Source organism: Paenibacillus sp. FW126-R14, assembly GCF_058789495.1.
In genome coordinates this window covers 65933-79584 of the sequence record NZ_JBYTBS010000018.1, presented here as the reverse complement: position 1 = coordinate 79584, position 13652 = coordinate 65933, and the positions used below count along the sequence as shown (strand labels likewise).

At 50.9% G+C, this 13652-nt stretch carries 12 protein-coding genes; 10 read left to right on the top strand and 2 right to left on the bottom strand.

Going from position 1 to position 13652, the window contains the following annotated elements; translation table 11 throughout:
- Positions 1-30 precede the first annotated feature (30 nt).
- From AC3WRW_RS14060 to AC3WRW_RS14020, 9 genes are all read left to right on the top strand, one after another.
- Entirely contained in the window at positions 31-1392 is a 1362-nt protein-coding gene (locus AC3WRW_RS14060; RefSeq protein ID WP_492546934.1) for an ABC transporter substrate-binding protein, read from the top strand.
- A gap of 79 nt (positions 1393-1471) precedes the next feature.
- Positions 1472-2341, top strand: coding sequence for a carbohydrate ABC transporter permease (locus AC3WRW_RS14055; RefSeq protein WP_492546933.1), 870 nt, complete (start codon positions 1472-1474; stop codon positions 2339-2341).
- Positions 2341-3159: a carbohydrate ABC transporter permease gene (locus AC3WRW_RS14050; RefSeq protein WP_492546932.1), complete on the top strand. Its 819-nt coding sequence runs from the start codon at positions 2341-2343 to the stop codon at positions 3157-3159. Before AC3WRW_RS14055 ends, AC3WRW_RS14050 begins: the two co-directional genes overlap by 1 nt.
- Positions 3160-3197: 38 nt before the next feature.
- Positions 3198-4763: a response regulator transcription factor gene (locus AC3WRW_RS14045; protein ID WP_492546931.1), complete on the top strand. Its 1566-nt coding sequence runs from the start codon at positions 3198-3200 to the stop codon at positions 4761-4763.
- 14 nt (positions 4764-4777) lie between these two features.
- Positions 4778-6502 carry a glycoside hydrolase family protein gene (locus AC3WRW_RS14040; RefSeq protein WP_492546930.1) on the top strand — a complete coding sequence of 575 codons (1725 nt, stop codon included), beginning with the start codon at positions 4778-4780 and terminating at the stop codon, positions 6500-6502.
- Between the two features lie 55 nt (positions 6503-6557).
- Positions 6558-7244, top strand: coding sequence for an aspartate/glutamate racemase family protein (locus AC3WRW_RS14035; protein WP_492546929.1), 687 nt, complete (start codon positions 6558-6560; stop codon positions 7242-7244).
- 34 nt (positions 7245-7278) lie between these two features.
- Positions 7279-8538 (top strand): ribulose-bisphosphate carboxylase large subunit family protein, encoded by a 1260-nt coding sequence (locus tag AC3WRW_RS14030; protein WP_492546928.1) that lies wholly within the window; start codon positions 7279-7281, stop codon positions 8536-8538.
- Positions 8539-8544: 6 nt separating this feature from the next.
- Positions 8545-9981 carry a four-carbon acid sugar kinase family protein gene (locus AC3WRW_RS14025; RefSeq protein ID WP_492546927.1) on the top strand — a complete coding sequence of 479 codons (1437 nt, stop codon included), beginning with the start codon at positions 8545-8547 and terminating at the stop codon, positions 9979-9981.
- Between the two features lie 630 nt (positions 9982-10611).
- Positions 10612-11037: a MerR family transcriptional regulator gene (locus AC3WRW_RS14020; RefSeq protein ID WP_492546926.1), complete on the top strand. Its 426-nt coding sequence runs from the start codon at positions 10612-10614 to the stop codon at positions 11035-11037.
- Positions 11038-11079: 42 nt separating this feature from the next.
- On the opposite strand, the gene AC3WRW_RS14015 is transcribed toward AC3WRW_RS14020, so the two are convergent.
- On the bottom strand, positions 11080-11241 hold the full coding sequence (locus tag AC3WRW_RS14015) for a hypothetical protein (protein WP_492546925.1): 162 nt from the start codon (positions 11239-11241) through the stop codon (positions 11080-11082).
- A 241-nt stretch (positions 11242-11482) separates the two neighbouring features.
- Between AC3WRW_RS14015 and AC3WRW_RS14010 the strand changes: the two genes are divergently transcribed.
- Positions 11483-12016, top strand: a complete 534-nt coding sequence (locus tag AC3WRW_RS14010) for a YceI family protein (RefSeq protein ID WP_492546924.1) — start codon at positions 11483-11485, stop codon at positions 12014-12016.
- A gap of 60 nt (positions 12017-12076) precedes the next feature.
- Here AC3WRW_RS14010 and AC3WRW_RS14005 read toward each other — a convergent pair whose 3' ends face one another.
- The gene (locus AC3WRW_RS14005) at positions 12077-13597 is read right to left on the bottom strand and encodes a sensor histidine kinase (protein WP_492546923.1); all 1521 of its coding nucleotides are present in this window, start codon (positions 13595-13597) and stop codon (positions 12077-12079) included.
- Between the last annotated feature and the right edge of the window lie 55 nt (positions 13598-13652).

The following is a 13652-nucleotide window of genomic DNA, read 5'->3' as shown; positions in this document are numbered from 1 at the left end:
GTAAGCAACATTAAAGGAGGGGTACACAAAATGAGGAAAATGAAAACGGTAACACTGTCTGCATCCATTGCGGCAGTTATGGCATTAACGGCTTGCGGAAGCGAAGGAACTGGCGCCGGGAGCTCTACGCCGAAAGCTGCGGCACCTTCGGCATCTACGGCTGCAACGACATCGGCTCCGGCGAAAAAGGATCCTGTCACGCTCACTTTTGCCATTGCCAATACGGTTGACGCCACACCTTTTAATAAAATATTCAAAGAGTTTGAAGCGAAAACAGGCAATAAGGTCGAATTGCAGGCGCTGCCTGGCGGCGATTTCGATAACATGATGAAAACGCGTTTCTCTACAGGCGACTTCCCGGACCTGTTTCTCATGCAGCCGGGTCCTAAGCAGTATGTGAAGCTTAGAGCGTCCGAGACGCTTCGCGAATGGTCGGGGGATCAGGCGGTATGGGACCGTATTATTCCGACGATGAAAGAATTTCAAGCGGATGCGAACAAGAAAATATATGGTGTCCCTTTCGGCGCCACCGGCATGATGGGGATTTATTACAACAAGGACGTATTTGCCAAGGCGGGCGTTCAGCCTCCAAAAAACTATGCGGACATGATCGAAAGCGCGAAGAAAATCAAGGCAGCAGGCGTCACGCCATTCTATGAGGGTGTGAAAGACGGATGGCCGCCGCAAGTATTCTACTTCACGGGTTGGGTATCGAATGTGGACCCGGTCATAGGGGATGCGGGCGTTCAAAATCTCGAGAAGAATGCGCTCAAGCTGGCCGATATTCCAGCGCTCAAAGACCTTTTTGCGAAACAAAAGGAATTGAAAGAGCTTGGACTAATCCAGTCCAACCCGCTGGCAGGCACATTCGATGAGCTGCAAAATTTGATGGGCGAAGGCAAAGTCGGCATGGCCTTCATGCTGGACGGCATCATTCCGCAATTGGAGAAAAAATTCGGCAAAGACTTCGTCACCAATAAAATCGGCTTCTTCCCATTCCCTGCCGCAGCGGATGCAGGAACAGCCATGATTACGCCGCCAAATCAGCTAATGATTCCGAACAAAGCGAAACATGCGGATGTGGCCGCCGACTTAGTTAAATTCATGATTTCGCCGGAAATGGTGGATCTGTACTACCAGACAAGTCCAGGTATCCCGATTTTCCAAGGCGCTAAGAGCAGCTTGTATCCTGTGCAGCAAACGGTGAAGGATCTGATTGATGCGAATAAAGCGAAAATCAACGTGCAAAACCGTCTGACACCGACGTTCGCCGATTTCCAGAAAACGCTGCAAAATTTCTTCATCGATGGAGATGTCGACAAAGCACTGAAGGAATTCTCGGCGAACTATGAGAAAGACGGAAAAGCCAAGCTGCTGGATGGTTTCAAATAAGCTGATCGGCCTCTATGCCACAGTCCGGTCGGAACCTGCTTCCGGCCGGAACATCTTAAGATGAAGGAGGGGAGACGAGATGGGCAAGACGAAATACCCGCTTTATTTCTCATTCCCGGCTCTCGCCGTTTTTCTATTGTTTTTCATAACCCCAACGTTGATTGGGTTTTACTACAGCTTCACGGACTGGAACATTAACGCGGATCAGATTCGTTTTAATGGATTGGATAACTATATCGAGCTGTTCAAAGAGCCCCGTTTGAAAACGGCTTTGGCCAATACATTGATTTTTGCGGCAGTCGTGACCTTGATGCAAAATTTTCTGGGATTAGGATTAGCCTTAATCTTGAACGAAGCACTTAAACTGCGAAATCTGCTGCGCATGATCTTCTTTCTGCCATACGTGATTGCGCCGATTGTTATAGGCTATATTTTCCGGGCGATCTATCATCCTGAGCATGGCATCATCAATACCTTGTTGGATAAAGCAGGGCTTTCCTTCATGGTGCATGATTGGCTGAACGATCCTAAGTATGCCTTGTTTTCGATTATTGTAACCGATCTTTGGCGTGTTGCCGGGTTCTCGATGGTCGTTTATTTGGCCGGTTTGCAATTTATTCCGAAGGATTTAATTGAAAGCTCGTCCATGGACGGGGCGCAGTATTGGCAGCGATTCCGCTCCATTATTTTCCCTCTGCTAGCTCCGGCGCTTACGGTCAATGTCCTCCTCTCGATGATTGGTTCCATGAAAGTGTTCGAGATGGTGATGGTGCTGACGGAAGGGGGGCCTGGCTATACGACGGAAGTATTTTATACGTACATTCGCGGAATGTTCAGTACAGGTTTATTCGGTTATGCGACGGCGGTTAACGTTGTTTTGTTCGTCCTTGTCACTATTGTCGGCGTTCCCGTGCTGATGGCGATGAAGAAGAGGGAGGTCGAGATGTGATGGGAAAAAAGTGGAGATTATGGATGCTGGAAATTATCGCGATAGGCCTGGCATGCCTCATTCTGATTCCATTTCTGATGATAGTGATCAACTCGTTCAAAGGCATTCGCGAATCGGCACTATTCGGCTTATCCTTTCCTTCGGAATGGCAGTTTACGAATTATAAAGAAGTTTTTCAACAGGCTAACATTTTGCGTGGCTTTAAAAATAGTGTTCTGATCTCCGGTTTGGTTGTCGTCTGCGTGAATTTATTTGCCTCTATGGCTGCTTTCATCATCCAACGAAGAGACGGCCGGTTCCTGCAAGGGGCCTACTACATGTTCATTATGGGGCTAATCGTTCCGGTATCGATCGTGCCGACAATTAAGCTGCTTGGCGATCTTCATATTAAAGGCACTTATTTTAGCCTGATTATGTATTATACGGCGGTGCTGCTGCCTTTTGCCGTGTTTTTGCTTGTGGGCTTCATGAAGTCGATTCCGAGAGAGCTGGATGAAGCGGCTTTACTGGAAGGCTGCGGCTATTTCCGGCTATATTGGCAAATCATTTTGCCGCTGCTGCTTACGGTGCTCGTGACTGTATCCATTGTTGTGATGGTATCGGTATGGAACGATTTCTTCGGACCGTTCTATCTCATGACAGACAGTACGAAATGGACGATTGTGCTGCAAATTTTCAATTTTGTCACGATGTACAGCACGAATTGGGGCGTTGTGTTTGCCTTCATGGTGATTGTCATCGCGCCGATTCTAATTATTTACTTACTGCTGCAAAGATACATTATTGACGGGCTGACGGCCGGCTCGATGAAAGGCTGAACATATACGAATTCGATAGCTTTTAGGAGGGAAAGGAAATGCGGAGAGTCATCATTGTTGACGATGAAAAATGGATACGCAGAGGATTGATTCAGTCCATTTCCTGGAACGAATGGGGCTTGGAGCTTACAGGCGAAGCGAGTGACGGGGGAGAGGGCTATGAAATGGCTTTGGATAAAAAGCCGGATCTGCTTTTCCTCGATATGCGCATGCCGGGCCTTGACGGCAAACAACTGCTCGGCATGCTGAGCCAAGAGCTGCCGGACTTGCTGACCATTGTGATCAGCGGGTATTCGGATTTCGAATATACGAAAGAAGCGATTCGCCATAAAGCGTTTGACTATTTATTAAAGCCGGTGAAAAAGGAAGAGCTTGCCGCCGTCGTGGAGAAAGCGCTCCTGGAGCTGGACCGGCGCGAAGCGGAGAAACGCAAAGCATCCCGCCTCCAAGGGGAAGATTGGCTGCGGCAGCTGCTGCTGCATGGCGAGGAGGGGGAGGAAGCCTTCGTTCCGTCCAGCTGGCAAGGAGGCGAGTATGCCCTGATGCTGGGACACACGGACAGCTTCCATGAGCATTGTGATTTTGCTCGTCTGCTGCCCGCCATTCACGAACAAATAAACCGGATGAAGCCCTTCCTTTTCGGCGGACGCTGGGAGGTTGAGGTTACGACGCTCTCGGAGAGCAGGGAAATCGCCATTGCCCTTTGCGGAGACCGGCTGGAGCCGAAAGATTTCGGCCGGCTGCACACGAGTGTGCAAACCGCATTGAAGCAGGCCGGAAGCATGACCTTCAGCTTCGGTGTGAGCACCGGAAAGCCGGGGGCAGCCAAGCTGGGAGAGGCGTACAACGAGGCGAGAAAGGCATTGTCGGGTAAACCGCTGGCAGCGATGAGCGTCTTGCTTTTTGCCGAGAAGAGTGCCGTCCATTTATCCGGGAACTACCCGCAGGACCAAGAGAATGCTTTCTTATGGGTGCTTCAATCCGGTAATAAGCAGGCTGTGGAACAAGAGTTTGAGCGGTTGTTTGCGTCATTCGTGAATGATTCTACAACGGTAGGACATTTGCAGTGGAGCGCGGATTTGCTCCTTCATGCGATGGAGAAGCAGCTTCAGGCGAAGGACATCCGAGTAGAGGAGCTATGCGGCAAAAATACGCTTATATATTCGGAATTGATTCACCAGCGCAATGATGTCGAGGCGATGAAAAAGATTTTCAAAGATGACCTGCTTCCTGCTGTGCTTTGTTTCTACAGTCAATCAGGGGAAAACCAAGGCGAGAAGGTCGTCGGCGAGCTGAAGAAGTGGATGGAGAGCAATTATGACCAGTCTCTCTCCTTACATCAAATTGCCAGCAGCTATTATTTGAATCCGGATTATTTAAGCCGGATTTTCAAGAAAATGACGGGGAAAAACTTCGTCGACTATTTAACCGATATCCGTATGCATAAAGCCAAAGAGCTGATGAATAAATCGAAATACAAAAATTATGAAGTCGCGCAAAAGGTTGGATACGAGGATTACCGGTATTTCAGCCAGATTTTCAAACGAAAAGTCGGCATGACCATCGGTGAATACCGCAAAGTCATCGGTCAGGCGGACCAATAAGGAGAGAAGAATGTATGACGAAACGTCTAATTCCCGATACGCTTATGCTCGAAGAACGTGCCGCACACGCTATCAATGCCATGATCGGCATGGCGGATCGCGACCATAACTATATTCCGTTTTTTGCAGCTGATTTGATGCACAAGCCCGCGTTCATGACGCACGGCGATTGGGACTACGGTTCCTCTCACGGACGGATGATCGACGGATTAATTCTTGCCCGCCATATGTCGGGAGAATCGTTCGGCCAAGAGGTAGAGGAGCGTTACCGTGCGAATCTGCTGTCTTTTTTTAAAGAAGACGGGATGAGCTACAGGCAGATCAATCCAACCCGCAATTGGGAGCCGAATGCGAACCTGATCGATCAGCGGGCGGTTATCTTGTCTTTGACGACATGGTACATGGAATCGGGGGACCCGCAGGTCAAAGAAGCGGCCGACCGCCATGTGGCGGCACTCAAACGTATCGCGGTCAAAGAACGCGATGTCTGGTACTATCCGGCTTCGGAATACAAAGAAACGGGCTGGCCGTCCAACAACGCGATTCAGCTGCGTTTGGCGCCGGATCCGGCGGCCTTCTGCGGCCGATTGGTGATGCCTTTGCTGAAATATCATGAGCTTACGGGCAATCAGGATGCTTTTGAGCTGTGCCAATTTTTCACGGCACTAATTATGGAACGCAGCGGTGTGTTCAATCCGGACGGCAGCTTCAACGACTCGCTTGCTTACCGGAGCGGGCATTTCCATACGCGGATCGGTACGCTTGACGCTATTGCGAGGTTCGGTGTATTCACGGGCGATGCGGCGATGATTGCTTGGGTGAAGAAATGCTACGATTGGGCGTTGACCAAATGTACGAATTTTGGCTGGACGCCGGGCGATCTGCACGAACAAGCCTATGAGCATGAAACATGCTCCTTGGTCGATTTAATTGCCACAGGCATTACGTTGGCGCAAAGCGGCTATGTGGAATATTGGGGAACCGTGGAACGGTTTTTGCGCAACCATCTGGCCGAGTCGCAGCTGCTGGACCTGGATTGGGTGGAAGAGTCCGATGACAAGTCGAGTGACATTCCGGCGAACAAAAGCTTCTATAAAGTAGCGGAGCGCACGCGGGGTTCTTTTGCCGGCTATTCGGCTCCGAACGATTTTGTTTGCGATGTGAACGAAGGACGCGGACATACGAACGATTTGCAGATTTGCTGCCTGGGCTCGGGGACCCGCGGTCTCTTTATGGGCTGGAGTCATACGATCACCGAGAAAAACGGCGCGATCAGCGTCAATTTCCTTTTGAACCGCGGATCCAAATGGCTCGACGTCAGCTCCTACCTGCCGCATGAAGGAAAGGTCGTCCTCGATATTCACACGGACATCGCTCGTCTGCAGATCCGAATACCGGAGTGGGCCGGCTTTACGAAGATTAAATATGTTCGTGAACGTGGCGGCGAAGTGATCGAAGGCAAAGGCAGCGAAGCGAGCAGTTGGGTCAATAAGCACTTCCTCTTGCTTGGCTCCGCAGTAGCAGGAGAGAAAATTACGGTGACCTTCCCGATGAGCTTCCGCAAAACGCTGGAGAATGCGGTGGGGCAAACGTTTGAAACGGAATGGCGTGGTGACGATGTCGTGAATATAACGCCGAAAGGGACGAAGAAGCCTTTGTACAGCGGGCGTCAGGTGTTTGAGGAGGCTCCGATGCGCGAGGGGGATTATCGCCGGTTGGATCGGGAGTTTGTTTGGTAAGCGCAAGTGCTATTCAAATCGGCTTCCCTGGGAGGAAGCGTTGAGGAGGAATTCGATGTCTATGCAGACCGTTGTTGCGATCTATACAGGCCAGGGCTTGGCTGACCCTTTGAAAAAGGTATTTCAAGAGCTGCTGCCCCATATTCGACTCGTGAATATTATCGATGACAGCCTGATCGGCGATGTCGTGCGTGCCGGTCATATTCCGGAAGTCGTAACCCGTCATTTGGTTCAGTATTACCGGCATGCGGAAGAGCTCGGTGCGGATGTGATCCTCAACACGTGCTCCTCCGTCGGTGATGTGGCGGATGAAGCGGTGGGGACGCTGAGTATACCGATTGTCCGAATCGATGAATGGATGACGGCCAAAGCGGTAGCCGGTTATACCCGGATTGGCGTGTTGGCCACGCTGCCATCGACCTTGGAGCCGACGTTGCGATTAGTTGGCCGTAAGGCGGATGAAGCGGGAAGGCAAGTGCAGCTGGTGAACGGACTCGCTGAAGGGGCCTTCGATGCTTTGATTAGCGGCAAGCCGGAAGAGCATGACCGTCTTTTATTGGAAACCGCAATGCGGGTCGCAAGCGAGGCGGATGTGCTGGTATTGGCGCAAGGCTCCATGGCGCGCATGGAGAAAGCGCTGGAAGAGGCGACCGGGAAGCCTGTCCTTTCATCGCCGAGATCCGGCGTCGAGCATGTGAAGGCTATTCTTGAAGCGGCGCAGGAAGCCAAGTCACGTTCCTAATCAGCGCCTTGGTTAGAGAAGGGGGAGAAGCAGGATGAAGCAAGATCGCGTAACGGCAGTCTATTTGGTGGAGACGGCGTATTCGTTGGAGCGGGCTGCCGCATCGATTGCCGGCGAACAGTCTACGGGGACGTTTACGGCTGTCCCGGGAGAGACGGATGACTTGAAGCAGCGGCATGGGGCAAGAGTAGAGAGCATTGAAGCATTGGAAGAAACGGATGCTCCGTCTCTGCCGGGAGCGAAGACGCCGCCGGGCCATGACGGCAAATATCGCCGTGGACGGGTGACGGTATCGTTTCCTCTCCATAATTTCGGTCCTTCCATTCCGAACCTGATGTCTGCCGTAGCCGGCAATTTGTATGAGCTGCAGGAATTATCCGGACTGAGACTGTTGGATTTGGAGCTGCCGGATGCTTTTGCCTCGCGCTATACCGGACCGAAATTTGGGATAGAAGGAACGAGGAAGCTTACGGGCGTGTATGACAGGCCGATACTTGGGACCATTGTGAAGCCCAGCATAGGATTAACGACAGGTGAGTTGTCGGATTTGGTTGGTAAACTGGCGAGAGCAGGCATGGATTTCATCAAAGACGATGAACTGAATGCGAATCCGCCTTATGCGCCATTAGCGGACAAAGTCGAGGCTGTCATGGCGGCTGTCGAACGGGCTGCCGATGCCACCGGCAAGAAGCTGATGTACGCTTTTAACATTACAGGCGATTACGATGAGCTGCGCAGGAACCATGACTTGGTTGTAAAAGCAGGCGGTACCTGCGTCATGGTGAGCATCCTCAGCATTGGGTTATCCGGGCTTGCGTATTTGAACCAATTCAGCGAGGTTCCGATTCATGGGCATCGCAATCAATGGGGGATGCTGACCCGTTCTCCGCTGCTCGGCATTGAATTTACGGCATATCAGAAGCTTTGCCGGCTAGCCGGGGCTGATCATTTGCATGTTAACGGCTTAAATAGTAAGTTTTACGAAAGCAATGAGTCTGTGGTTCGATCCATTGCGGCTTGCTCGGCGCCTCTGTTCGGCGGCTGCAAAGCGATGCCCGTCGTTTCCTCGGCCCAGTGGGCCGGAACGGCACCGGCTACGTATGCGGCAACGGGCACGGTTGACGTGATGCACTTGGCCGGGGGAGGCATGCTGGCCCATCCGGACGGTCCGGCGGCGGGCTTCGAGAGCATGAAGCTCGGTTGGGAGGCGGCGGTTCAGGGCATACCTCTGGACATTTATGCGGCTCAGCATCCTTCCTTGCAAAAGGCGATTGAAAAATACGGGAGAGGGTGAAGGCCGATGAACGACACCCCTGAACAGGCAGGGACAAAGCCTGCTGCTCGGCGGCCGCTTTGTTATTACGGCGACGATTTTACCGGCTCTACGGATGTGCTGGAAGCACTGTTTCAGGCGGGTCTTAGAACCGTCCTGTTTCTGGAGCCGCCTATGCCCGAGCTGCTGCAGGAGCGGTTTCAAGACGCCGACTGTTTCGGCGTGGCCGGCGTGGGGCGTTCCTTGACTCCCGAGGAGATGGAACGGGAGCTGCGGCCGATTTTTACGATGCTAAAAGCGGCTGGAGCCGCAGTCGTGCATTATAAAATATGCTCGACGTTTGACTCTTCGCCCGGCACAGGCAGCATCGGCAAGGCGGCGGAAATCGGGCGCGAGGTGTTTGGCGGCCGGTATATTCCGCTGCTCGCCGGAGTTCCGTATCTGGGCCGCTATACGCTGTTCGGCAACCATTTTGCAGCTGGCGTGGGGGTTATGCATCGGTTGGACCGCCATCCGACCATGTCCAAGCATCCGGTTACGCCTATGGCGGAAGCTGATCTTCGCAAGCATTTAGCGCAGCAGACAGGGCTGAAAACAGCTTTGCTGGATATTTTGGCTTTGGACGGCTCGTATGCCGAGGTGCGAGAGCGCTTGGAGAAGGTTATTGGGCAGGAACAGCCTGACCTTCTTCTCTTTGACGTATTGGATGAACGGCGCTTGGAAGCGGCCGGGAGAATGATTTGGGAAGAGGCAGCGGGGCATGACGGGTTATTTGTCATCGGGTCTTCGGGCGTTGAGTATGCGCTTGGGGCTGTTTGGCGAAAAGATGCGGGATCGATGGAGATTAACGCAGAATCCGGTCGTGCATCAAGCCGTGCGGAGCTTCCGCGAGTGGAAGCTAGACGGGAAACTCCGCTGTTGGTCGTTTCAGGCAGCTGTTCGCCGGTCACGGAAGAGCAGATCGGGCAAGCGCTGAAGGCCGGTTTTGTGGGCATTCGAGTTGGGATGGAGGAGCTGCTAAGCCCTGATACGCAGGAGGCGGCAAGAGCAGCTTTGCAGCAAGAGGCGCAGCGATGGCTGGCAAGCGGCAAAAGCGTCATCGTCTACTCGGCGACAGGCCCTAACGATGAAAGCATCGAACGCATGCGGAAAGTGCTGTCCGCTCAGGGAATCAGATCTGAAGACAGCAGCCGTCTGCTCGGCACGGCTCTAGGCGCTCTGACGAAAGAGCTGGTCAGGCAGCTCGGAATTTCCCGTGTTTTGATAGCGGGAGGGGACACGTCGGGCTATGTGACCAGGGAGCTGGGCATCTATGCTTTAGAGTGCATCTCTGTGCTTGATCCGGGTGGGCCGCTTTGCCGGGCATATTCGAATGAGCCGCAATTTGACGGTCTGGAGCTCGTGCTCAAGGGAGGACAGGTTGGCGGCAAGGACTTTTTTGAGCGGGTTGCAAGGTACAGGTGAGAGGGGAATGCTTGCATTCCAGTACGCCTGTTGACGAATATGTCTGGCCAGAGCTTACCAAGCATTTTCACAATGCTTGGTGGGCTTTTTTTATTTAGGCGGGAGCCCCGCCCATGGTCAAAGTCCTGCTGTAACGCGGTTTTTCAGCGCTAAAGTGTGGTGGATGGGCCTCCAGTTGAAGTTAACGCTGTAAAACAAGCTTAACGATGACGTTGGAGCCCCCCCACGGCCAAAGCCCCGCTCTTTCCCAACGCCAATGCTATTGATTGGGAACTACGTTCCCCTATTTATCTGAAAAGCGGCATTTCGGCGGTTGAAGGGGAACTGCAGGGTTCTATTCTACTGTTTCTGGTCGACAGGAGGTGCCAGGACGCCAAATAACGCCCTGCAGTTCCCCCTAATAAGAGAATCTGGCCACATTCGGCAAAATAGAAGCTCTGAGTTCCTTTATGCGGTGCCCCTGCCGTACGATGCAAGAGTGCGCCGATCCCAGCACCGCGGCACAAGTGCCGCGGAGATTACCCAGAGGGCACACTAATTTCTCCCACTCCTCAACCCCTGATTTTATTGTGAATGAAAGGTCTGGTAAAATGGATGGATAGCTTGTTGGAGACAAGGGGAGGCTGTGCCTTGAACACATATAAAATAGACGATGTAGCCAAAGAAGTAGGATTAACGAAAAGAACAATCCGCTATTACGAGGAAATTGGACTGCTCGAGGCGCCGGATCGGAGCGAAGGAGGTACCCGGCTGTATGCGCGGGAGCATATCGAGCAGCTGAAGCAAATCGTTAATGCGCGCGATGTATTGGGCTTCTCCCTGCAGGAGATTCAAGATTTTGTATCGATTAGCAGGAAGTTGAGTGCGCATCATCAAGGTTTTTTGCAAACGGAAGACAATGTGCTGAAGAAACAGGAATTGCTGGAGATGGAACAAATCATCCGGGACCAGCTTCACCTCATGGATTTGAAGCTCGCCAAAATTGCAGAGTTTCGCCAAATCACAGAACTCAAATACAAACGCGTTCAAGCTGTGCTTGAAGATATGTCTAAGTAAAGCGGGCCGTCAGGGCTATGACCCTGGCGGTCTCCGCGCAAGTCAAGGCCTTAAATTCAAATAAGGAAAATATGGAATCTGGATAGGCTGGGCATTCACATCTGCAGGCTTAATGACGGTATCCTTTGAATTCGCCTCCTGGGGCGGAATTTGAAGCACCCCGCTGCCATCATAGTACACAGGTTTTTTTGCTTCTGAAGTCATGTCGGATTCCTCCTGCAGATGGGATATTTTTGCCAAACCATCTGATACATAATGTATCACCAAATGCGCTATTAAACAATCCGTATCTTCCATATGTATCACCAAACACCCTATTAAACAATCCGTATCTTCCATAATTTGTTTGACAAAAGGCGGTACCCGGGTTACGATGAGTGAGGAATGAGTATTAGTTAGTATATTATTTTAAATAAGCTATAACGAATTGGGAGGCGTAACTTGGATGGCAAAATCGAAATGGGCAGTAGATGCAAGTCACAGCAGTATGGACTTCTCCGTTAGGCACATGATGATCGCTAAAGTTAAGGGCACATTCCACTCGTTCGAGGCACAGATTGAAGCGGATGCGGAGGATCTCACGTCAGCGAATATTGCTTTTCAAGTTGATCTAAGCTCAATAGACACAAGGAACACGGATCGTGACGCGCACCTGCGCTCGGCCGATTTCTTCGATTGCGAGCAGCACCCCAAGATGTCATTCCAGTCTACGCAAGTTACAAAAACCAGCGATGGGGAATACGCGGTAACCGGCGATCTGACCATTCGCGGCGTTACGAAACCGGAAACGTTTGAAGTTACGTATGAAGGCGCGGGCAAGGATCCTTGGGGCAATGAGAAGGTTGGCTTCAGCGCAGCCGGAAGCATCAAACGCTCAGATTTTGGATTAACCTATAATGCCGTATTGGAAACAGGCGGAGTCCTCATTGGCGATGAGGTCAAAGTATCAATTGAAATTGAGGCTATTAAGCAGCCCTAAATCATAACAAAACCAGCGAATCGGGAAGCTTCCCATTCAGCTGGTTTTTTTCACCCGTAGCTACATCTCCACGATCGGCAGCTTGAAGCTAAAGATGGAGCCCGAGCCTATCGCGCTCTTCACTTCCAGTGATCCGCCATGATCTACAGCAATCTTATGGCAAATGGAGAGCCCCAAACCTGTACCGTTTTCCTTGGTCGTATAAAAGGGGTTGAAAATTTTCTCCAGTTCGCTTTCGGACATGCCGCCGCCAGAGTCTTCGATTTCAATGATCGCGAGTTCATTTTCCTGTTTTATGCGCACGTGAACATCGCCGGGCTGTGTCATCGCCTCAAACGCGTTTTGGATCAAATTCAACAAAACTTGTACAATTTTATCCCGGTCAATGAAAATATACAGGGCTTCCTCTGTGTCTTCAAAAATGATGTTATGCCCGCGATACAGGGCATCCGATTCAGCCAAGGACAGAACCCTGTCCATACAATCGCTTACGGATTCCGGCTTCATATTGCTGATATGCGGTTTGGAGAATTGCAAGAATTCCGCGGTCAGCTCATTCATTCTTCGAATTTCACTCATAATCAGCTCATGCCAGGGTTGGATATTGTAGGCTCTTGTGGTCGCGATTTGCATGAAGCCTTTGATGGTTGTAAGCGGGTTTCGAATCTCATGCGCCATGCCTGCGGCCAGTTCCCCGATCATCTTCATTTTCTCAGAGCGGAATAAATGCTCTTCTCTTTTGAGCCATACGGCGCGTTTATTCTGGAACAACCGCTCTTCGGCCAGTGAGATGAGCTCTTCCTTCGTAGATGCCTCTAAAGGATACTCAGCAAAGCTGTAGGTGACTTGAAAGCCTAAAATATTCGAATCCAAGGTTTCGCTAATCGTAGAAATAAGGTTTTCCTTGGCCGGCAAAATAAGGGCAAACTGGTCCCCGGCGTACCGCGACATGGCGTATGAATCGTCGAACATGCTGCTTAGCAAAAGCGAAATCTGGTTCAATGTTTCATTCCCATTGTGGATATTTTCGCTGTTCACCGATTTGAAATCCTGAAAATCCAGTAACACCAGCACAAAGTTGAAGCGCTTAACAATTAAATTTTCAATGGTGGTTACGTACCCTTCATAATTAAGGAGCCCTGTTAGCGGATCATGCGTAGTGAGATAATCATTTTCTTGTTGCAAACGTTTGTTCTCTGCTTCGGATTTGAGCACATATTGCATAAGCAGCACGAAAATGATAGAACTGGCGATATCATAGATCGAAACCAGCAGGTTGTAGGAAGTAAAAGGTACATAGGATAAACGGATAACGGTGTATACCCCGATATACAGAAGAGTCGTCCGAAGGGTGTGGGCGATTTTCTGTTTGTCTGCAATAGCGAGCCCGATCAATATATAATACAGGATCAAGCACCAATTTAAATGGCTGTACCAATGAAAAAGGGCGAGGCATATAAACTGAAAGGCACGCGAATAAGGGAGCTTACGCTCGAGGGCAATGCTAAGATAAAAAACGCAGCCGAAGACTGCTGCGATCATTGGCGCTTTACCCAACAGGATGGATGAAAATATGGTCAAGAAACAAATCAAGGGGACCCCTATATGTTTGATTATCTTGATGACCAACAGTTAA